The sequence below is a fragment of the Profundibacter sp. genome (genome assembly GCF_965277155.1).
Classification (GTDB): Bacteria; Pseudomonadota; Alphaproteobacteria; order Rhodobacterales; family Rhodobacteraceae; genus Profundibacter.
Window position 1 is genome coordinate 309,635 of record NZ_CBDIBV010000010.1, and the last position, 21,720, is coordinate 331,354.

Here is a 21,720-nt window from a genome sequence, read left to right on the forward strand (position 1 = left end):
ATCGTCTTTCTCATAAGTCGATCCACCTTAACAACTGGTCCGAATTTCCGCGACCACCTCTAACAGCAATCAACGATGCCAGATCAGCCTTGGCTGCCTATCGCGAGTTAGGAATAAACACTGCGGAAGAAACCGCAATTATAGACATCGAAGCTGTAATCTCGAAATACGAGAACGGACTGAAGGTTGCCCGGAACCTGCTGGGGCAAGGGGCAAGCATTGCTGATCTGGATAGCCGTATCAAGGTCGATGACAGTCCCGCATTGAATGGCATGAACCAGCTGGTCAAAGCCATTGCCGAAGAAACTGCGCAAGCCAGCCGGATTGTATCAAAAGACCTTGGCTGGGTAAAAAAAGTGAATATCTTCATAAGCGTGCTTATTGGATTTTGTGCAATCATACTTTCGCTTGGTCTGTATTTCGCTTTGACCAAGGGGATTGTCGAGCCAGCCGAAAGGATTTCCAATGCTTTGGAAGAACTGTCCAAGGGCAATACCCACGTAGATTTTGAAGATCTGGAAGCAGATACCGAAATCGGGAAAATAGCACGGGTTGCAACAGTTTTTCGGGACAATCTGATCCGCAACCAGCAAATGGCAGATGAGCAGGCGCAGCTGCTGGAACAACAACAAAACATGGCCGAGGAACAAAGCCATCTGCTGGAAGAACAGAAAGAAATGGCAGAAAAACAGCGGCTTTCGGCCATCGCAGCCGAGGAACACCGCGCCCAGGCCGACGATTTTCAGGCGGAAATGCGCACGGTTGTCGAAGCGGCGGCCATGGGGGATTTCACGAAAAGAATTGAAACCAAATATATGGATGCCGATCTGGTAAATATTGCCGGATCCGTCAATACACTGATTGGCACAATCGATAACGGGATTGGCGAGGTAAACCGCGTGATCGGGTGTCTGGCCGAAAGCAATCTGACCGAACGGATGTCAGGCGATTTTGAAGGGGCTTTCTCACAGTTACAGACCAGTATGAATGACGCCTTGACCATATTGTCGGGTGCCATTGACAATGTCGCCGAAAGTGCGGGTCGCATCACCAGTGAAACCTCGCAAATTTCCCAGGCCTCACAGCAATTGTCGAACCGGACGGAAACGCAGGCGATTACACTGGGGCAAACATCGACGTCTCTAAACCAGTTGACCGCATCTGTGAAAACAGTGGCAAAAGGGGCGCAACAAGGAGTAATGCCCGAAAGTTGGTGATGGGGTGATTGGGTGGCATATCATGGCGGTGTTGACGCGCCGCGATTCTCAGAGAGAAAAGGATATGCCACATGGAAGACGATACTATTTTGGAGTTTACCGATCCAGCCGGAATTTCACCTGATCCGCTGACGGATATCTTGCGCAAAGGCGCGCGGGATCTGTTGGCACAGGCGGTCGAGGCCGAGGTTTGTGATCTGATGGCGCAACACGCGCATTTGAGGGATTCGGCCGGTCGCCAGCGCCTTGTTCGCCACGGATACCTGCCGGAGCGCGAGGTGATGACGGGGATCGGCCCTGTCCCGGTGAATGTGCCTCGGGTGCGTGATCGTGGCACGGGGGCGGAGAAGATCAGGTTCACCTCGACGCTTCTGCCGCCGTATCTGCGCCGGGCAAAGTCGGTCGAGGAGTTGTTGCCCTGGCTCTATCTCAAAGGTATTTCCACGGGTGATTTCGGCGAAGCACTGGCGGCCCTTCTGGGGCCTGATGCGGGTGGTTTGACATCGAGCACGATTTCGCGCCTGAAGGCGGAGTGGTGGGCAGAATACGAGCGTTGGAACCGGCGTGACCTGTCGGCCAAACGCTATGTGTATTTCTGGGCCGACGGGGTTTATTTCAAGCCGCGCACGGATGCTGACAAGCAATGCATGCTGGTGATCATCGGCGCGGACGAGTGGGGTAACAAGGATGTTCTGGGCCTCGTGGACGGGTATCGAGAAAGCAGCCAGAGCTGGCGTGAACTGCTGCTGGACTTGCAACGTCGTGGCCTCAGAAAAGCCCCTGATCTGGCCGTTGGTGATGGCGCGCTCGGCTTCTGGAACGCCTTGCGGGAGGTGTTCGGTGAGACCCGGGAGCAGCGCTGCTGGGTGCATAAAACCGGCAACGTCCTGAATGCCATGCCGAAGTCGCTGCAAGCCAAAGCCAAGGGCCATCTACAGGACATCTGGATGGCCGAGAACAAACGGGACGCCGAGGCCGCGTTCAATTTCTTCATCGAAGCCTATGGCGTGAAATACGAGCGTGCCGTGGGGAAGCTGACCAAGGACCGGGACGTGCTGCTGACCTTCTACGACTTCCCTGCCGAGCACTGGAAACACATCCGCACATCCAACCCCATCGAAAGCATATTTGCCACCGTGCGGCACCGAACGAAGAAGACCAAAGGCTGCCTCGGGCGCAAGACCGCCTTGGCAATGACCTTCCGCCTGATGATGTCGGCAAAGAAGAAATGGCGTAAACTCGACGGCGCATTCCGATTGCCGGAAATCATCGAAGGGGTTGAATTTAAGGACGGGATCAAGCAGGAAAAACATGCCGCCTGATTACTGCGTCACCAACTTTTGGGCATAGCTCGCAACAAGCCAACGAAGTGGTCTCCGAGGCCAAAAGACAGGCGGACGAAAGCGGTGATGTGGTGACCGAAGCGATCAATGCGATGGGCGCGATCGAGGATTCGTCTTCAAGAATATCCAAAATCATCGGCGTCATTGATGATATCGCCTTCCAGACCAACCTGTTGGCCCTGAACGCGGGCGTCGAAGCCGCCCGCGCCGGAGAAGCAGGCCGCGGGTTTGCCGTTGTTGCCTCGGAAGTACGTGGTCTTGCGCAGAGGTCATCGGAAGCAGCGCGTGAAATTAGCGATTTGATCTCGAACAGTGCAAACGAGGTAAATCGCGGTGTTGCACTTGTTAATCAGGCCGGCGATTCACTCAAAACGATTGCCCAATCTGTAGAAAGCATCGCCAGCCATGTTGAAAACGTGGGTAGTGTCGCGAGTTTGGTGGAAATTCGAGGACGGCGTAATCTCCGGGTGCATCGAAGCCACCCAACCGGCGGCTGGAACCGCCAAGGAGATCACGCCATGACAAAGAATACAGCAACATCGACATCCGCGCTACTGGCCAATGAAGCAGGCTATGACCCGATTGAAGACCGGCTGCGCCAGAACATCCGCGCGACGATCGAGGCGGTTTTCGAAGAGGAGCTGGAGCAGTTTCTGGGCCGTTGCCGGTATGGCCGCAGCGGCGGGGCAAAGGCCGGATACCGCCACGGGCATCGCGAGCGGCAACTGGTCGGAACATTTGGAACCGAAACGGTGCGCGTGCCGCGTGCGCGGATCACAGGCGAGGCCGGCAAGGCCAGAGAATGGCGCTCGAAGGCATTGCCCCGCTACCAGCGGCTGACGAAGAAGGCCGAGGCGCTGATCGCTGCTGTCTACCTTTCGGGCACCAACACACGGCGGGTAAAACGCGCCCTGTTCGGCCTGTTTCAGGGGGCGGTCAGCAAGGATGTGGTGAGCCGCGCCTGGCGCAAGGTGAAGGTGGACTGGCAGGCGTGGTGCGCCCGCAGCCTTGCGGATGAAGACATCGTGCGGCTGATCCTGGACGGCACCGTGATCAAAACGCGGATTGACAGGAAGGCCACCAATATCTCGGTTCTGGCCGCGATTGGCGTGCGCCGGGATGGGCAGAAGGTCTTGTTATCACTGATGAACATGGGCGGCGAAAGCACCTCCGCCTGGCGTCAGTTCATCAACGATCTGGATGCGCGCGGGTTGAAACGGCCCGAATTTGTCATCGTGGACGGGGCACCGGGACTTGAGGTCGCTCTCATTGCCCTCTGGGGTGAAGATCTGCCGATCCAGAGGTGCACGGTGCACAAGCACCGCAACCTTCTGGCCAAGGCACCCAAGCGTATGCATGATGAGTTGACAGAAGATTACCGCGACATGATCTACGCCAAAACACCCGAGGAAATCGCCACCCGCCGCAAGGCATTTCTGCGAAAATGGCGGCTGAAATGCAAGGCCGTCGCTGACAGCTTGGAAGAAGCAGGAGATAAGCTTTTCACCTTCACGCGTCTGCCACAAGGCCAGTGGAAATCGGCCAGAACGACAAATGCGATCGAACGCCTGAACGAGGAATTCCGCCGCCGCATCAAGACCCAGACCGTGCTGCCATGCGCCGAGACCGTGCCGATGCTGCTTTGGGCTCTGATGGCCTCGGGGCAGATCGTCATGCGAAAGGTCGATGGCTGGGAAACGCTCGCTCAGCCCGTCGCCGACGCAACCCTTGACCAAGCCGCCTGACCGGCGCATAACTCAACCCGCTCGGAGGTGCCTGAAATCAATTTCCACCACTTTCGAGACACAACCCAAACGTGTCCACATCTGCCAGTGAACAGGCGGCGGAATTATCTGAAATCAATACCGCCATCATCCAGTTGGATGAAGTCACGCAACAGAATGTTGCCATGTTCGAGGAAACCACAGCCTCGACAGTTAGCCTGAGTCAGGAAGCTGACGGATTGTTTGATACGGTTTCTTGTTTTATTACCGACAATTCAAACACTGTTCCCTCCAAGCCCAACGACGGACCTTACGAGGAGGATATTGTATTGGCCTCATGATCGCAGCTAGGTTCACAGGGTTAAAACAGTGCTTGTTCCCTGTCATTCCCAGCTGTAACAAACAGCATGCAAAATGATCAGATCAACACCCTGGAAGAGAAAATTGCCCATTTGACCCGGGCAGTAGATGACCTGTCGGATATTGTTGCCCGACAGGAAGGTGAAATAGCAATCCTGTCTCGCCGCATGACTATGTTGATGGAGCGCGAGGCCGGACGCGATGCCGACAATGGCGGATCTGTGGTTCTATCAGACCAGAAACCACCACACTGGTAGGCGCCCCTAACGTCTGCGTAATGATGTGCCTGCAATCTGCCCGTTGTGCAATAACACCTCTTCCCAGGATGCATTGCTTCCAAACCGCTCGTAAAGCGTTACAAAAGCCATGCCTTTTTCCAAAGCGGCAACATGTTTTTCCGGGCAAGGCTCGCCTTTGGAAACCTTGCAGATACGCCGCTTGATCCGCTCATAGGCCTTGTCGGCCTCGGTCACCGGAATATCCTTGTTGCTGGGATCATAGCGCATCTGTTCATGCAGCACCGGCGAGCCGATCAACACAAGGGACGCTGTGAACTGGCGCGCGCAGCCGTCTTTGAAGCCGGTCAGATAATGGGTGCGCGGCAGGGTGCTGGACGGATTGCTGTCATACAAACGATAGCCTTTGCCCTTTGCCGGAAACCGGTCCACCTCTTTGCCCAGCGCCCGCCCCCGCACCCCGCAAACCACCCCGATTTCACCAAAAGGCAGCACCGTTCCAGGTTCGATCACCGATTGCGGCCGATCACTGCGACGCGGACCGAACAAACCCCGACGGGGTTTACGCGGTGTGTCGGCTTCAACCATGGCAACATCTGCCTGCGTCTCATCGGCTTGCGGTTTAATGTCGTCGACTTCGACAGGCTCGACATCCACCGGTTCTATCGAATTTGCGTGTGCCCGCTTGCCACCGAATATCCCGAACAACCCGCGGCGCGGCGCAGGCGTTTCGGATGCCTCTGTATCAAGTTCGGCCTCGACCGCATCCCCGGACGGTGGAGCATCTTTTGGAACAGGCGCTTTCGCAGGCTCCTCCTCTGTCGCCCCGTCTTGTGCAATCTCTGCAACGGTTTCCTTGGTGTCATCCGGTTTGTTACGCCCAAACAATCCAAACAGCCCATGACGCGGTTTTTGTGGCGCGGCCTGTTCTACCGCTTCGACCGGGCTTTCATCATTTTCAGCGATCTCCTTAGCGGCTTCAGAATCTGGCGCCTGATCAACAGGCGTTCCACTGGCTGCAATATCTGTGGCCACATCCGCATTTTCGATCGCAGGTGTTTGCGGCTCGCCCAGACAACCCGCCAGCATCAACAACGCAACCGAAAACCCGACAACCCGCATATCTTAACATTCCTCTACCGTGATAACCCCGCCAAGGCTTTTGATCGCGCCTTTGATCTGCGGGTTCACCGGATAGTCCTTTGGCAGGGAAAGCTCAACCTCTCCCGGTAGGGATGCGTCAATCAGGCAGAATACCACCGGACCACCGCTGCGCGATGTGCCGTCTTTGGCTGCGCGCTCCAACACCGAGGATACCGATTTCACGGCCTCGGCGCGGTCAATAAACACCCGCAATCCCATTGATCCGGCTTCGGCGGCTACGCCGTCCACCGCCTGCACCCCGCGCGCCAGCAGTTTCAACTGATCGGATTCCATCGTCGCCTCGATGCTTAGAACCACATTGCTGCCCGCGTTCAGCAAATCGCCTGCCGCCTCCAGGGTGTCCGAGAAAACCGTGACCTCGTACAGCCCCGTCGGATCGGACAAGGACACAAAGGCATAACGGTTGCCCCGCGCCGATTTGCGTTCTTGTTTGCTGGCCACCGCGCCGCACATTTTGACCACGCAAGCGCCGCGTTCGGCTTTGCGCTCGACTTCGGTCAGGGTCATTACGTTTTTGCGTTTCAATGGCACCATGTAATCGTCCAGCGGGTGACCGGACAGATAGAAACCGACGGCCTTGTGTTCCTCGGCCAGCCGCTCGTTTGGCAACCAGTCCTCGACATTGGCAAGGCGCGGTTCGGGCAGATCATCGCCGGCTTCGCCAAACAGGGACACCTGATTTGAATTGCGCTGCTCATGGATCGCGGCGGAATAGGACACCAGCGCTTCAAGGCTGGCAAACACCCGTGCGCGGTTGCGATCCAGCACGTCAAAGGCACCGGCACGGACCAGCATTTCCAGTGGCCGTTTACCGACCCGCTTCATGTCAACGCGGCGGGCAAAATCGTATAGTGTGGTGAATGGTGTATCGCCACGGGCCTCGACGATCAGGCGCATCGCCTCGACCCCGACGTTTTTCAACCCGCCAAGGCCATAGACCACCTTGCCATCGGCCACACTAAAGGTGGCGTCCGAAGCATTCACGCAGGGCAACACAATTTCCAGCCCCAGCCCTTTGGTGATTTCCTCTTTGTAGATGCCCAGCTTGTCGGTCAGGTGGATGTCGCAATTCATCACACCGGCCATAAATTCGACCGGATAATTCGCCTTTAACCAGCCGGTTTGATAGGACACCACCGCATAGGCCGCCGCGTGGGATTTGTTGAAACCGTAGTTGGCAAATTTTTCCAGCAGGTCGAATACCTCGCTGGCTTTCTTCTGATCCACCCCGTTTTCCATCGCGCCTTTTTCGAACTTGGGGCGTTCCTTGGCCATCTCCTCGGCGATCTTTTTACCCATCGCGCGACGCAGCAAATCCGCACCGCCAAGGCTGTAACCGGCCATCACCTGCGCGATCTGCATCACCTGTTCCTGATAAACAATGATGCCTTGGGTTTCTTCCAGCAAATGGTCAATCAATGGGTGAACGGATTCGCGTTCTTTCAGCCCGTTCTTGACCTCACAATAGGTCGGGATGTTTTCCATCGGACCCGGGCGATAAAGCGCCACCAGCGCCACGATGTCCTCGATGCAGGTGGGTTTCATGCGCTTTAGCGCGTCCATCATACCGCTGGATTCCACCTGAAACACAGCAACCGTTTTGGCGTTGGCATAGAGTTTATAAGTCTTTTCATCATCCAGCGGGATTTGCCCGATGTCGATATCCACACCGCGCAATTTCAGCAGATCCAGCGCGTTTTGAATGACGGTCAGGGTTTTCAGGCCCAGAAAGTCGAATTTCACCAGACCGGCCTGTTCTACCCACTTCATGTTGAACTGGGTCGCGGGCATGTCTGAACGCGGGTCCTGATACAGCGGCACCAGTTCGTCAATCGGGCGATCGCCGATCACGACACCGGCAGCGTGGGTTGAGGCATTGCGAAGCAACCCTTCTACCTGCTGGCCGTAATTCAGCAGGCGTTCGACCACCTCTTCGGACTTGGCCTCTTCGCGCAGGCGGGGTTCTTCGGCCAATGCCTTTTCGATCGACATCGGCTTGACGCCTTCAACCGGAATCAGTTTTGACAGCCGGTCCACCTGCCCGTAAGGCATCTGCAATACGCGACCGATATCGCGAATGGCAGCCTTGGACAGCAACGCGCCGAAGGTAATGATCTGGCCCACGCAGTCGCGGCCGTATTTTTCCTGAACATAACGGATCACCTCTTCGCGGCGATCCATGCAAAAGTCGATGTCAAAGTCGGGCATCGACACACGTTCGGGGTTCAGGAACCGCTCAAACAGCAGGTTATAGCGCAGCGGATCAAGGTCGGTGATGGTCAGTGCATAGGCCACAAGGCTACCCGCACCCGAGCCACGGCCCGGTCCGACCGGAATATTATTGTCCTTGGCCCATTTGATAAAATCGGCCACGATCAGGAAATACCCGGGAAACCCCATGCCCTCGATGATATCCAGTTCAAAGGCCAGCCGCTTTTCGTAGTCCTCGACCGGGGCCGCATGCGGGATCACGGCAAGCCGCGCCTTCAGTCCTTCGGCGGCCTGACGGCGTAATTCGGCGACCTCGTCATCGGCGAATTTCGGCAGAATGGGCGCACGTCGGTAGGTGGCAAAAGCACAGCGTTTGGCGATTTCAACGGTGTTGGCAACGGCTTCGGGCAGGTCGGCAAAAAGGGTGATCATTTCCTCTTGCGACTTGAAATAATGCTGCGGCGTCAAGCGGCGGCGCGGTTCCTGCTGATCCACATAGGCACCATCCGCGATACACAACAGGGCGTCATGGGCTTCAAACATATCGGGTTTGGGGAAATGCACATCGTTGGTGGCGACCAGCGGCAGGTCCATTGCATAGGCCATTTCGACAAAGCCGCGCTCGGTCGCGCGTTCGGCTTCGGTGCATTGGCCACCCTCGCCGGGGTGGCGTTGCAGTTCAACATACAACCGGTCGGGATAGAGGCCGGCCAGCCGCTGCATCAGCGCCTGCGCTTTTGGCGTGTGCCCCGATTGCAGCAGTTTGCCGACAGGCCCTTCAGCCCCGCCAGTCAGGCAAATCAAGCCATCCGAATATTGCGCCAATTCATACACCGTGACCTGCGGAAGTGCCCCGTGTTTATCCAGATAGAGGCAGGAGTTCAGCTTCATCAGGTTTTCATAACCGCGCTCGTTCTGCGCCAGCAGCACCACGGCGGCCGGATCACGGGGCTTTTCGCCGGGCTGGGCGGGGTCATAGGCCACGTCGATCTGACAGCCAACGATCGGCTGCACGCCGGCGTCTTTGGCGGTGACCGAGAATTCCAGCGCCGCGAACATGTTGTTTGTGTCGGTCAGGGCCACGGCGGGCATATTCGCCGTCTCGCACATCGCGGGCAGTTTTTTGACAGGCACGGCCCCTTCCAGCAGGGAATACTGGCTGTGCAAACGCAAATGGATGAATCGGGGGTTAGACATTGGGCGAACCTAACCCGAGACGGGATGGTTTGAAAACCGTTAACCGGCGGGGGCAGGTTCCAAAAGTTCAATCCGGTTGCCGAACGGGTCCTTCACATAGCCACGGATGAACCCCGGAAGGTTATCATCACGGGTGACAGCCACCCCTTTGGCTGCAAGATGCGCCAGCAGATCAGCCACACCTTGCACCTGAAATGCGGGATGGGCCTTGCGGGCGGGGCGAAAATCCTGCTCGACCCCCAAATGCACCCGCACCTCGCCCCTTTCAAACCAGACACCGCCACGGGCGGCCAGAATCGGTGGCTTGGAAGCTTCGGATAGGCCCAACAGGCCGCCATAGAACGCCCGCGCGGCATCTTCACCGCCTTTGGGCATGGCAAGTTGAACGTGATGTAGAGTGGATATTTTCATAGGTTTCACTAATTTTTCAAAAGGTTGCATATATTGTATGCATTGGTATACAATTTTTCGACTTTAATTGATAACAAAAATATTGCTTTGCAGCGGTGCATCGGGTTTGCTGATTCCGGTCAAACGGTCGCACCCATCTGCTTTACGTCGCATCGGGCGGGGGGTGCACAGGGCCTGACGGTAAAGAACGCGGCACGGAAATTTTATGACTGACATCGTGTTTCTTCTGAACGGAGAAGCCCAACGCCTGACCGATGTGCCGCCAACGCGCACGTTGCTGGACTGGCTACGCGAATCCAAACATTTGACCGGAACCAAAGAAGGCTGCAACGAGGGCGATTGCGGCGCCTGCACCGTGATGGTGACGGATACTGATGGCGCGAAATCACTGAATGCCTGTATCCTGCTAATGGGGCAGTTGCACGGCAAGGCGGTGCGCACGGTCGAGGGGATCAGCGCGCCGGACGGCACAGCACATCCGGTGCAGGAGGCGATGGTGAAACATCACGGTTCGCAATGCGGGTTCTGCACGCCGGGGATCGTGGTATCGCTGGCGGTCGGGCATATGAACGGCGCGAAAAACCATGACGATGTGCTGGCGGGCAACCTGTGCCGCTGCACCGGATATGCCCCAATCATCCGCGCGGCCGAGGCTGTGGAAGGTATGGATGTGCCCGAGTGGATGGCCGGGGATTTGGCCGCGCTGGAAGGGGTGGCGGGGTTAACCCCGCCCTACGCGCCGGTCACGGTGGACGCGCTGGCAGACTGGTATCTGGATAACCCCGACGCCACGCTGGTGGGCGGGGCGACAGATGTGGGGCTGTGGCTGACAAAACGCTTAATGGATCTGCCCAAAGTGGCCTTTCTGGGCGGTATTGACGAAATGAAACAGATCGAGGCGGGCAAGGATATGATCCGTATCGGGGCGGGTGTGACCATCACCGCGCTGGAACAGGTGATGGCGGATTATCATCCCTCGTTTGCTGCGATGTTGCGCCGCTATGCCTCGACCCAAATCCGCAATGCCGCGACGATTGGCGGGAACATTGCCAATGGCTCGCCCATCGGCGATGGCCCGCCCGCGTTGATCGCCCTGGGGGCCACGTTACATCTGCGGCGCGGGGACAAGCGGCGCGAGATGCCGCTTGAGGATTTCTTTGTTGCCTATGGTAAACAGGACCGCAAAGCGGGCGAATTTGTCGAGGCGATCAGCGTGCCACGACAAGCGGACCGGCTGAAATGCTACAAGCTGTCCAAACGCTTTGATCAGGATATTTCCGCCGTTTGCGGCTGTTTCAATATTGCGGTTAAGGGCGGTAAGGTCACAGCGGCCCGCATCGCCTTTGGCGGCATGGCCGGCACACCGAAAAGGGCCACGCATGTGGAGCAGGCGCTGATCGGGCAGGACTGGACCAAAGAAACCGTTACCGCCGCCCGTGACGGGTTTGCACAGGATTTCACCCCGCTAAGCGACATGCGCGCCAGTGCCGGTTACCGGCTGGAAACGGCACAAAATATGCTGCTGCGCTGTTATTTCGAGGATCAGGGTACGCCCGTCAATGTTCTGGAGGTGCAGCCATGAGCGTTGGAAAACCCCTGCCCCATGATTCCGCCCCGCTGCATGTGACGGGGGAGGCGCGTTATATCGACGACATTCCGGTTACGGCCGATTGCCTGCATCTGGCCTTCGGCCTGTCCAATGTGGCGCATGGCGACATCACCGCGATGGATCTGGGCGCAGTGCGTGCGGCCGATGGCGTGATTGCGGTGCTGACGGCGGATGATCTGCCACCCGATTGCGATGTATCGCCTGCCGCCCATGACGAACCCTTGCTGGCGGATGGCACGGTTCATTATGTCGGCCAGCCGGTGTTTATCGTGGTCGCGACCAGCCATCTGGCGGCGCGCAAGGCCGCAAGGCTGGGTAAAATCGAATATGCCGAAAAACCTGCCATCCTGACCATCGAGGATGCGCTGTTTGCCGACAGCCGGTTCGAAGGTGGCCCTGTGATCTGGACCAAGGGCGATGCGGACGGGGCGTTGAAGGAAGCCAAACACACCCTTCAGGGCAACATCACCATGGGCGGGCAGGAGCATTTCTATCTGGAAGGTCAGGCCGCATTGGTGATCCCGCAGGAAGGTGGAGATATGCTGGTGCATTCCAGCACCCAGCACCCGACCGAAATTCAGCACAAGGTATCGCACGCTTTGGGGCTGTCGATGAATGCGGTGCGGGTGGAAACCCGGCGCATGGGTGGCGGGTTTGGCGGCAAGGAAAGTCAGGGCAATGCGCTGGCTGTGGCCTGTGCCGTGGTGGCGCGGCAGCTCAAACGCCCCTGCAAGATACGTTATGATCGCGATGACGATATGGTCATTACAGGCAAACGCCATGATTTCCGCGTGGATTATCAGGTGGGGTTTGATGACGAGGGCCGGATCAGCGGCATCGAGTTCACCCAATACGCCCGCTGTGGCTGGTCTCAGGACCTAAGCCTGCCGGTGGCGGACCGTGCCATGCTGCATGCCGACAATGCCTATCATTTGCCCGATATCCGCATCACCAGTCACCGGCTGCGTACCAACACCCAATCGGCCACCGCCTATCGCGGCTTTGGCGGGCCGCAGGGGATTGTCGGGGTGGAAAGGGTGATGGACCATGTTGCGGCGACGCTGGGGCTTGATCCTCTGGCGGTGCGCCAGAAAAACTTTTATGCCTCCGGCGGGGATATTTCCGCGAAAAAGAAACAGATGCAGGAAACGCCTTATGGTCAGCAGGTCGAGGATTTTATTCTGAACGAGCTGGTGGCTGAACTGGCGGAAAGGTCCGGTTACCATGCACGCCGCGCGGCGATTGCCAAGTGGAACGCAGCCAATCCGGTGTTGAAGAAGGGAATAGCCCTGACGCCGGTGAAGTTCGGGATCAGTTTTACCCTGACCCATCTGAACCAGGCCGGCGCGCTGGTGCATGTCTATCAGGATGGCTCGATCCATCTGAACCACGGTGGCACCGAGATGGGGCAAGGGTTGTTCCAGAAGGTGGCGCAGGTGGCGGCAGAGGTGTTCGGTGTCGGGCTCGAGGCCGTCAAGATCACCGCGACCGATACCGCCAAAGTGCCCAATACATCGGCCACCGCGGCATCCAGCGGATCGGACCTGAACGGCATGGCCGTAAAAGCCGCCTGCGAGGAATTGCGCGGGCGGATTGCCGCATTTCTGGCAGATCAGCAGGGCAAGAAGCCATCAGATGTGGTGTTCGCCGATGGCATGGTGAATGTTGGGCGGCGGCAGTTCACTTTTGCCCGCGCCGCGCAGCTGGCCTATGAGGGGCGGATCAGCCTGTCGGCCACCGGATTTTACAAGACGCCAAAAATCCGTTGGGACCGGACCAAGGGGCGCGGGCGACCGTTTTTGTATTTCGCTTACGGTGCTGCGGTAACGGAAGTGGTGATTGACACGCTGACCGGTGAAAACCGCATTTTGCGCGCCGATATTCTGCATGACGCGGGCGCGTCACTGAACCCTGATCTGGACATCGGACAGGTGGAAGGGGCCTATGTGCAGGGCGCCGGATGGCTGACGATGGAGGAACTGGTCTGGGACGACAAGGGGCATTTGAAGACACACGCACCTTCGACCTATAAAATTCCCGCCTGTTCGGACCGGCCAGATGTATTCAATGTGGCCCTGTGGAATGGTCGCAATCAGGAAGATACGATCTATCGCTCAAAAGCGGTGGGAGAGCCGCCGTTTGTGAACGGGATCTCGGCGTTTTTGGCGATTTCGGATGCGGTGGCGGCCTGTGGTGACATCTATCCCGCGCTTGACGCGCCCGCTACGCCTGAACGTATTTTGATGGCGGTGAAACGGCAGAAAGGATCGGCATGAGCTTTCGCAGGGGGGAATTGGCGAATGCGGTGCAGGCGCATGGAACGGTGGTGCGGGTGATCGTCACCGGCACCAAAGGATCAGCCCCGCGCGGGGCGGGCACGGCGATGCTGGTTTGGGACGGTGGGCAGTCGGGCACCATCGGTGGTGGCGCGCTGGAGTTCGAGGCCACGAAACGGGCGCGGGCAATGCTGGATGGCGGGGTGCCCTCGATGCAGATGACCGAACCTTTGGGGCCTGCGCTGGGGCAATGCTGCGGCGGCACGGTGGCGCTGGTGTTCGAGCGGTTCATGGCTGACAATCTGCCGGATGAGGGCGCGCATGTTTTTGCCCGTCCGATTGGCGGGGAAACAGGCGATATGCCCCCTGCCCTGCAACGCAAAATCGATGCCGCCGGAAATACGCAGATACCACCGACACTGATCAATGGCTGGCTGGCGGAATCCCTGTGGCAGGCAGCCACGCCGGTTTGGATATTCGGCGCAGGCCATGTGGGTCGGGCACTGGCAGATGTGCTGGCTCCGCTACCGGAATTTGCCGTCACGCTGATTGACACCGAAGCGGCGCGGATGCCGGTGGAACTGCCCCTTGGCGTCACCCCTTTGATGGCCAAGGACATGGCGGCGCTGGTGAAACATGCCCCTAAAGACGCACATCATTTCATCATGACGATGAGCCACGGCATTGATCTGGAAATCTGCCATGCATTGCTGAACCACAGCTTTGCCTATGCCGGTTTAATCGGCTCGAAAACAAAATGGGTGCGGTTCCATTCACGGCTGGAGAAACTGGGCCATACAGCCGATGAAATCACCCGCATCACCTGCCCGATTGGCGATCCGTCATTGGGCAAGGAACCACAGGCTATTGCAGTCAGCATAGCACACAAGTTATTGCAGGACCGCGCACAAAGAGAATCCCGAACGGGCATGATGTGCGCAACGGGGGAAGAATGACCGACAGATTGCTGATGATTGACGGGCTGACCAAGGCCTATCCGGGCGTGGTTGCCAATGATCATGTGTCCTTTGGCATTGACGCAGGCGAGGTACATGCGCTGCTGGGGGAAAACGGGGCGGGCAAATCCACGCTGGTGAAAATGATCTACGGGCTGGTGCGGCCGGATGCAGGCGCAATGACCCTGATGGGCGACAGTTTTGCCCCGCCCGAACCACGCGCGGCCCGTGCCGCCGGTGTGGCGATGGTGTTCCAGCATTTTTCCCTGTTCGAGGCGCTGTCTGTGGCTGAAAACATTTCGCTGGGCATGGAAAACCCACCCAAACACGGGGAACTGTCGGCACGGATCACCAAGGTCAGCCATGATTATGGTCTGCCGCTGGACCCCGAACGGCTGATCGGGGAATTGTCGGCGGGCGAACGCCAGCGGGTCGAGATTATCCGCTGCCTGCTGCAAGACCCCAAGCTGTTGATCATGGACGAACCCACCAGCGTGCTGACCCCGCAAGAGGTGGAAGTGCTGTTCCAGACCCTGCGCAAACTGTCCTCCGAGGGCACGGCGATCCTGTATATTTCCCACAAACTGGAAGAAATCCGCGACATTTGCGACAGCGCCACGATTTTGCGGCACGGGGTGGTGGTCGATACCTGCAACCCGCGCGAAAAATCGGCGCGCGAGTTGGCGGAAATGATGGTGGGCAGTGCGCTGCACCAACCGCTGCGGGATGCGGGTGAATTTGGCGAGGTGGTGCTGGAGGTGAAAGACCTTTACGTCCCCGCCACCACGCAATTCGGCACATCTTTGAAATCGGTAAATATGACCGTGCGTGCTGGCGAAATACTGGGGATCGGCGGGGTAGCGGGCAACGGGCAGGATGAATTGCTGGCCGCCTTGTCCGGCGAAACGCCCAGTGCCGAGCAGACCGTGACATTTGAAGGCAGGCTGATTGGCCATCTGGGTCCGAACGAACGCCGCGCGTTGGGAATACTGGCCGCGCCCGAGGAACGGCTGGGCCATGCTGCCGCCCCAGACATGAGCCTGACGGAAAACGCCCTGTTGACCGCCGCGATCCGCGAAAATCTGGTCAGCAACGGGTTTGTGAACTGGGCCAAGACCCGCGCATTTGCCAAAAAGGTGATTGCCGATTTTGACGTGCGCACACCGGGGGCACGCACGGCAGCGCGGGCATTATCCGGCGGCAATCTGCAGAAATTCGTGATCGGGCGCGAGGTGTTGCAGAACCCGCGTGTGCTGGTGGTGAACCAGCCGACATGGGGGGTGGATGCCTCGGCCGCTGCCGCCATCCGGCAGGCACTGATGGACCTTGCGGGCAAGGGTGCGGCGGTTGTGGTGATCAGTCAAGACCTGGACGAGTTGATGGAAGTTTCCGACAATTTCTGCGCCCTGAACGAAGGCCACCTGACCCGCCCGCGCCCCACCAAGGGGCTGACGGTCGAGGAAATTGGCCTGATGCTGGGCGGAATGGAAGAACAGGAGGTGGCGCATGCTTAGGCTGGAAAAACGGCCCACGCCGTCAAAGGCATGGACAATTGCAACACCCGTTCTGGCGGTAATCGCCACGATGGTAGCCGGTGGCATTCTGTTTGCCATTCTGGGCAAAGACCCTGTCGAGGCGATCAGGATCATCTTTTGGGATCCGCTATTTTCCGAACAATTCGCGTCATATTCTCGCCCGCAACTGCTGGTCAAAGCGGGGCCGCTGATCCTGATTGCGATCGGGCTTAGTTTCGGCTTTCGTGCCGGTATCTGGAATATCGGCGCCGAGGGGCAGTATATCATCGGCGCGATCACCGGTGCCACCGTGGGGCTGGCGTTTTACCCTGCAGGCGGTTGGTATATCTTTCCGCTGATGGTGATTGCCAGCGCGTTTGGCGGCTGGTTGTGGGCAATGATCCCCGCCATTTTGCGCACCAAATTCAACACCAATGAAATTCTGGTGTCGCTGCTGCTGGTCTATGTGGCCGAACATATCATGTCGGCAATGTCATTCGGCCTGTTGCGCAATCCAGAGGGCCATGGCTTTCCGGGGTCGCGCAATTTCAGGGATTACGATGTGGTGACCAATTCGGAACTGATCACCGGCACCGGTATGCACTGGGGCGTTGTCATGGCCTTTATCGCGGTGATTTTCGCCTATGTGATGATGACGCGTCACATCATGGGCTATCAAATCACCCTTGCGGGCCAGTCGCCACGCGCCGCTCGTTTTCGCGGGGTTAACCCGAACCGGCTGGTGGTCTTGTGTTTTGGCATTTCCGGTGTGCTGGCAGGCCTTGCCGGTCTGTTCGAGGTCACCGGCCCCGCAGGTCAGATCACCACGGATTTCAATCAGGGATACGGCTTTACCGCGATCATCGTGGCCTTTCTTGGCCGCTTGCATCCGGTTGGTATCCTGCTGGCCGGTCTGTTGATGGCGCTGACCTATATCGGCGGTGATCTGGCACAGCTGATGCTAAGTCTGCCCAAACCGGCCATTCAGGCGTTTCAGGGGATGTTGCTGTTCTTCCTGCTGGCCTTTGACATGCTGGTGAATTTCCGCATCCGCTTTAGCAGAACGGAGACCGCGTAATGGACCTGTCAACAATCAACCCCGTGCTGCTGATTGCATCGCTTATGGTGGCGGCAACGCCGATCATGCTGGCCGCAATTGGCGAACTGGTGGTGGAAAAATCGGGTGTGCTGAATTTGGGCGTCGAGGGCATGATGATCATCGGCGCAATCTGCGGCTTTGCCGTAGCAGTGGAAACCGGCAGCCCGCTGCTGGGCTTTGTTGCGGCTGCGGCGGCGGGGGCGATCCTGTCGCTGCTGTTTGCGTTCCTTACGCAAATTTTGCTGGCCAATCAGGTGGCTTCGGGGCTGGCGTTAACCTTGTTCGGTCTTGGCCTGTCGGCGCTGATCGGCCAAAGCTATGCGGGCATCAAACCCCCTTCCACCCCGAAACTGCACATCCCGCTACTCTCGGATATCCCCGTGTTGGGGCAAACCCTGTTTCGCCATGACCTGATGGTCTATTTCGCCATCCTTTTGATCGCCATCGTCTGGGCCGTGTTGAAATATACCCGTCTTGGCCTGATCTTGCGGGCGGTGGGTGAAAACCACGATGCTGCTCACGCACTGGGCTACAAGGTGGTGCGCATCCGTGTCCTTGCCATTATGTTTGGCGGCGCCTGTGCGGGCCTTGGCGGCGCGTATCTATCGCTGATCCGCGTGCCGCAATGGACCGAGGGCATGACGGCCGGTGCCGGCTGGATCGCGCTGGCGATCGTGGTGTTTGCCAGTTGGAAACCGTGGCGCGTATTGCTGGGGGCCTATCTGTTTGGCGGCGTCACCGTGCTGCAGTTCAACCTGCAAGCGGCAGGCGTCAATATTCCGGTGCAATATCTGTCAATGTCGCCTTACCTGATCACCATCCTTGTGCTGGTTATCATGTCCTCCTCCAAAGCGCGCAGCGCCATGAACGCCCCTGCTGCCCTTGGCCGCATTTTCCACGCAACCCATTAAGGATTTCCATGACCCGTCGCGATGTGATCGAGATACTGGACGGCCACCACGGGCAAGTGGGGCGAACCGTCGCGTTCATCTTGCATGCGCTGATCCTGCTGTCGGCACTGGCGATTTCACTGGAAACCGTCGACAGCTTTCCGCCTGCAATCCATAACGCGCTCTATTATTTCGAAATCTTCATCCTGACAGTTTTCGTTGGCGAATATGTGCTGCGCCTGACCTGCTCGGAACGTCCTTTGCGCTATGTCTTCAGCTTTTGGGGCATCATTGACCTGCTGGCCTGTCTTCCGGCCCTGTTGTTTATACAGGAAGAATGGCAGGCGATCCGCACCCTGCGCCTGATCCGGCTGGTGCGTTTGTTCAAACTGTTCCGCACATCGCTGGCCTTTGATCGCCTGACCCGCGCCTTTTCCCAAGTCAAGGGCGAACTGCTGATTTTTGTCATCATCGCAGCGCTGGTATTATATGTCAGCGCCGTTGGTATTTACCTGTTCGAACACGAAGCCCAGCCAGAAAACTTTTCCTCGATCCCGATCAGCCTGTGGTGGGCTGTCGCCTCGCTGACCACGGTTGGCTATGGTGATCTGGTGCCAATCACCACCGGCGGGCGGATATTTACAACGTTTGTGCTGTTTATCGGCCTTGGCGTTGTCGCCGTGCCTGCCGCGATTGTCACAGCTGCACTTTTAGAGACACAAACCGACCCAAAACGGGTAAAGAAGAAAAAGAAGAAGAAACACACTGATTCTGCTCAGGATACACAACAGGGAGACTAACATGGTATCATTCAAATCCATTCTGGCGGGGGCTGTACTGGCTCTTGGCCTATCGACTGCGGCTTTTGCCGAAGAGAAACTGAAAGTCGGCTTTATCTACGTCGGACCAACTGGCGATTTCGGCTGGACCTACCAGCACGATCAGGGCCGCAAAACGATCGAAGAAGCACTGGGCGACAAGGTTGAGACCACCTTTGTCGAAAGTGTTCCCGAAGGGGCCGATGCCGAACGCGTTCTGACGCAAATGGCGCTGTCAGGCACCAAGCTGATCTATGCCACATCCTTTGGCTATATGGACGCGGTGCAGAATGTTGCCGCCAAATTCCCCGATGTGCGGTTTGAGCACGCCACCGGCTACAAACAGGCCGACAACGTCGCCACATACTCGGCCCGTTTTTATGAAGGCCGTGCCGTGATCGGTACCATCGCCGGTCGCATGACCAAAACCAACAAGATCGGCTATATCGCCTCGTTCCCAATCCCCGAAGTTATCCGTGGCATCAACTCGGCCTATATCCACGCCAAAAAGGTGAACCCGGATGTCGAATTCAAAGTGGTTTGGGTCTATACTTGGTTTGATCCCGCAAAAGAGGCCGATGCGGCCACCGCGATGATCGAACAGGGCGTTGACGTGATCATGCAGCACACCGATTCCCCTGCTGCCATGACCATTGCCGAAGAAAAAGGCATCTATGCCTTTGGTCAGGCATCCGACATGTCAAAATTCGGACCGCACGCCCAGTTAACAGCGATCATCGACAACTGGGGACCATATTATGTCGAGCGCACCAAGGCGGCGATGGATGGCACATGGACATCCGGCAACACTTGGAACGGTATGAAAGAAGGCATGGTTGTGCTGGCGCCGTTCTCGGATGCGCTTCCGGATGATGTAAAGGCCGAGGCACAGGCACTGGCCGACAGCATCGCCGCCGGCACCTACCATCCGTTCACCGGCCCGCTGAACAAGCAGGACGGCAGCGCATGGCTGGCAGAGGGCGAAGTCGCCGATGACGGCACCTTGGCCGGTATGGGTTTCTACGTTGAAGGCATTGAAGGCGAAATTCCCAACTAAGCGCCAATCGCCCTGCCCCTGTGGCAGGGAAAATAATGCAAAGGTCCAGCCCCGGCTGGGCCTTTTCCTTTTGGTCAGACCATGCCACTAATCGCACATGAAAACCGATATACTGATCATAGGCGGCGGTATCGCCGGCCTCTCGGCTGCGGCAGCTTTGGCCCCGCACGCCTCTGTCACTTTGCTGGAAGCCGAAGACGCACTCGGCTATCACGCCTCGGGCCGCTCGGCCGCGATGTTCCTGAAGGACTACGGCAACGACGTTGTGCGTGCCCTTAATTACGCCAGTGCAGACCATCACGAATCCGCCGGCATCCTGACCCCGCGCGGCATGATGATGTTCGCCCGCCCCCATGAACGCGATGATTTCGTGGCCGAGGCCGCCCATTTCAACATGCAGGAAATCAGCATGGATCAGGCACGTACCCATGTGCCGATCCTGAAACCCGATACTTGCGCCTATGCCGCCTACCGCGCCGATGCCCATGATCTGGACGCCGACCGCCTATTGCAAAGCTATACCGCGCAGGCACGGCGTGATGGCGTCAACATCGTGCAAAAATCCCGCGTCAGCGCCATTGCCAAAACCGCCGACCGTTGGCAGGTGCAAGCCGGCGAGGAAACTTACCACGCCAACATCCTGATCAACGCCGCCGGTGCATGGGTTGACGAAATCGCCCGCCTTGCCGGTATCGCCCCGCTGGGGTTTCAACCCTACCGCCGTTCAATGGCCCGCATCCCGGCCCCCGGCGGGCATGACGTTTCAACATGGCCGTTTCTGGACGGTGTGAATGAACGCTGGTACGCCAAACCGGATGCGGGCAAGTGGATCGTTTCACCATCAGACGAAGACCCGGTCGAGCCGCATGACGCCTGGGCCGACGATATGGTTCTGGCCGAAGGGCTGGCCCGTTACGAGGAAATGGTCACCGAAGCCGTCACACGTCTGGAAACCTCGTGGGCAGGCTTGCGTACGTTTTCGCCTGACCGCGCGCTGGTCATCGGCGCGGATGTGTCTGATCCGACATTCTACTGGCTGGGTGGTCAGGGCGGCTATGGCTTTCAAACCGCGCCAGCCGCCAGCCGTTTGATTGCCGATCTGGTCACAGGGCAGTCGCCGGAAATTGGCGCCGACATCGCCACCGCCCTGTCCCCGTCACGGTTTTCCTAGGTCTTGCGCATCGGGCCGTGACCCGCGACCGCCCCCAATATTCCGCCATAAACCAAATGCCCAATCAAGGCGGCAATCACCGCCATCATGCCGCCAACGTTGCTCATCAACACGCCCGCACCGGCAATCGGCATGACAACCACAACTGCAACCAACCACAACAAAACCCCGTAAACCAACCCGCGAAAAAACGGGGTGCCACCAATCAAGTGATAGAAGAACAGCACATAAACCAGTGGGAAAACAATTATTCCCATTACCAGATGCACCACCATTCCGACGGTCCAGCCACCCAGCATCCCGCCCAGCATCGCAGCAATATCCATCGGGGCGCCTGTCATCACCGGGGCCATATACATCATCATCAAAGTCATCACGATCGTGCCGATCAATCCGCCTAAAAAGGCCATAGTGTTCGTCGGTTTCATATCCATATTCCCTGTTTTATTCCTGTCCCTCTAGTGTGC

The 21,720-nt window shown here is 57.9% G+C and carries 18 protein-coding genes and 1 pseudogene; 15 read left to right on the forward strand and 4 right to left on the reverse strand.

Going from position 1 to position 21,720, the window contains the following annotated elements:
* The first annotated feature begins 89 nt into the window (after window positions 1-89).
* The 6 genes and pseudogenes from ACQY4M_RS09415 (at window position 90) to ACQY4M_RS09440 (ending at window position 4,901) form a co-directional block, all read left to right on the forward strand.
* A complete protein-coding gene (locus ACQY4M_RS09415) occupies window positions 90-1,217 on the forward strand; it encodes a HAMP domain-containing protein (RefSeq protein WP_428543426.1) in 1,128 nt (375 codons plus the stop codon).
* A gap of 71 nt (window positions 1,218-1,288) precedes the next feature.
* Window positions 1,289-2,539, forward strand: a complete 1,251-nt coding sequence (locus ACQY4M_RS09420) for an IS256 family transposase (protein ID WP_428539230.1) — start codon at window positions 1,289-1,291, stop codon at window positions 2,537-2,539.
* A 92-nt stretch (window positions 2,540-2,631) separates the two neighbouring features.
* Window positions 2,632-2,925, forward strand: a pseudogene (locus ACQY4M_RS09425) (methyl-accepting chemotaxis protein); the annotation flags it as partial.
* A gap of 153 nt (window positions 2,926-3,078) precedes the next feature.
* The gene (locus ACQY4M_RS09430) at window positions 3,079-4,305 is read left to right on the forward strand and encodes an IS256 family transposase (RefSeq protein WP_428539582.1); all 1,227 of its coding nucleotides are present in this window, start codon (window positions 3,079-3,081) and stop codon (window positions 4,303-4,305) included.
* Between the two features lie 71 nt (window positions 4,306-4,376).
* Window positions 4,377-4,625, forward strand: coding sequence for a hypothetical protein (locus tag ACQY4M_RS09435; RefSeq protein WP_428543428.1), 249 nt, complete (start codon window positions 4,377-4,379; stop codon window positions 4,623-4,625).
* 66 nt (window positions 4,626-4,691) lie between these two features.
* Window positions 4,692-4,901, forward strand: a complete 210-nt coding sequence (locus ACQY4M_RS09440; protein ID WP_428543430.1) for a SlyX family protein — start codon at window positions 4,692-4,694, stop codon at window positions 4,899-4,901.
* 6 nt (window positions 4,902-4,907) lie between these two features.
* Here ACQY4M_RS09440 and ACQY4M_RS09445 read toward each other — a convergent pair whose 3' ends face one another.
* Genes ACQY4M_RS09445 through ACQY4M_RS09455 form a run of 3 tightly spaced genes read right to left on the reverse strand, consistent with a single transcriptional unit; the run spans window position 4,908 to window position 9,863 of the window.
* Window positions 4,908-6,002 (reverse strand): hypothetical protein, encoded by a 1,095-nt coding sequence (locus ACQY4M_RS09445; RefSeq protein ID WP_428543432.1) that lies wholly within the window; start codon window positions 6,000-6,002, stop codon window positions 4,908-4,910.
* A 3-nt stretch (window positions 6,003-6,005) separates the two neighbouring features.
* The gene (gene dnaE / locus ACQY4M_RS09450; protein WP_428543434.1) at window positions 6,006-9,452 is read right to left on the reverse strand and encodes a DNA polymerase III subunit alpha; all 3,447 of its coding nucleotides are present in this window, start codon (window positions 9,450-9,452) and stop codon (window positions 6,006-6,008) included.
* Window positions 9,453-9,491: 39 nt separating this feature from the next.
* Complete coding sequence (locus ACQY4M_RS09455) at window positions 9,492-9,863, reverse strand: VOC family protein (protein WP_428543436.1); 372 nt, start codon at window positions 9,861-9,863, stop codon at window positions 9,492-9,494.
* 205 nt (window positions 9,864-10,068) lie between these two features.
* On the opposite strand from ACQY4M_RS09455, the gene xdhA reads away from it, so the two are divergent.
* From xdhA to ACQY4M_RS09500, 9 genes are all read left to right on the forward strand, one after another.
* Window positions 10,069-11,445: a xanthine dehydrogenase small subunit gene (gene xdhA / locus ACQY4M_RS09460; RefSeq protein WP_428543438.1), complete on the forward strand. Its 1,377-nt coding sequence runs from the start codon at window positions 10,069-10,071 to the stop codon at window positions 11,443-11,445.
* Window positions 11,442-13,748 carry a xanthine dehydrogenase molybdopterin binding subunit gene (xdhB, locus tag ACQY4M_RS09465; protein WP_428543440.1) on the forward strand — a complete coding sequence of 769 codons (2,307 nt, stop codon included), beginning with the start codon at window positions 11,442-11,444 and terminating at the stop codon, window positions 13,746-13,748. The genes xdhA and xdhB overlap by 4 nt, the downstream gene beginning before the upstream one ends.
* Window positions 13,745-14,704 (forward strand): xanthine dehydrogenase accessory protein XdhC, encoded by a 960-nt coding sequence (xdhC, locus tag ACQY4M_RS09470; RefSeq protein WP_428543442.1) that lies wholly within the window; start codon window positions 13,745-13,747, stop codon window positions 14,702-14,704. Before xdhB ends, xdhC begins: the two co-directional genes overlap by 4 nt.
* Entirely contained in the window at window positions 14,701-16,218 is a 1,518-nt protein-coding gene (locus tag ACQY4M_RS09475) for an ABC transporter ATP-binding protein (protein WP_428543444.1), read from the forward strand. The genes xdhC and ACQY4M_RS09475 overlap by 4 nt, the downstream gene beginning before the upstream one ends.
* Window positions 16,211-17,296: an ABC transporter permease gene (locus tag ACQY4M_RS09480; protein ID WP_428543446.1), complete on the forward strand. Its 1,086-nt coding sequence runs from the start codon at window positions 16,211-16,213 to the stop codon at window positions 17,294-17,296. Before ACQY4M_RS09475 ends, ACQY4M_RS09480 begins: the two co-directional genes overlap by 8 nt.
* A complete protein-coding gene (locus ACQY4M_RS09485) occupies window positions 17,296-18,228 on the forward strand; it encodes an ABC transporter permease (RefSeq protein WP_428543448.1) in 933 nt (310 codons plus the stop codon). The genes ACQY4M_RS09480 and ACQY4M_RS09485 overlap by 1 nt, the downstream gene beginning before the upstream one ends.
* 8 nt (window positions 18,229-18,236) lie before the next feature.
* On the forward strand, window positions 18,237-19,007 hold the full coding sequence (locus ACQY4M_RS09490; protein WP_428543450.1) for an ion transporter: 771 nt from the start codon (window positions 18,237-18,239) through the stop codon (window positions 19,005-19,007).
* Window position 19,008: 1 nt separating this feature from the next.
* Window positions 19,009-20,082, forward strand: coding sequence for a BMP family ABC transporter substrate-binding protein (locus ACQY4M_RS09495; RefSeq protein WP_428543452.1), 1,074 nt, complete (start codon window positions 19,009-19,011; stop codon window positions 20,080-20,082).
* Between the two features lie 97 nt (window positions 20,083-20,179).
* The gene (locus tag ACQY4M_RS09500) at window positions 20,180-21,253 is read left to right on the forward strand and encodes an NAD(P)/FAD-dependent oxidoreductase (protein ID WP_428543454.1); all 1,074 of its coding nucleotides are present in this window, start codon (window positions 20,180-20,182) and stop codon (window positions 21,251-21,253) included.
* Here ACQY4M_RS09500 and ACQY4M_RS09505 read toward each other — a convergent pair.
* Window positions 21,250-21,681: a DUF6789 family protein gene (locus ACQY4M_RS09505; RefSeq protein ID WP_428543456.1), complete on the reverse strand. Its 432-nt coding sequence runs from the start codon at window positions 21,679-21,681 to the stop codon at window positions 21,250-21,252. The two genes, ACQY4M_RS09500 and ACQY4M_RS09505, sit on opposite strands and share 4 nt — an antisense overlap.
* Window positions 21,682-21,720 lie beyond the last annotated feature (39 nt).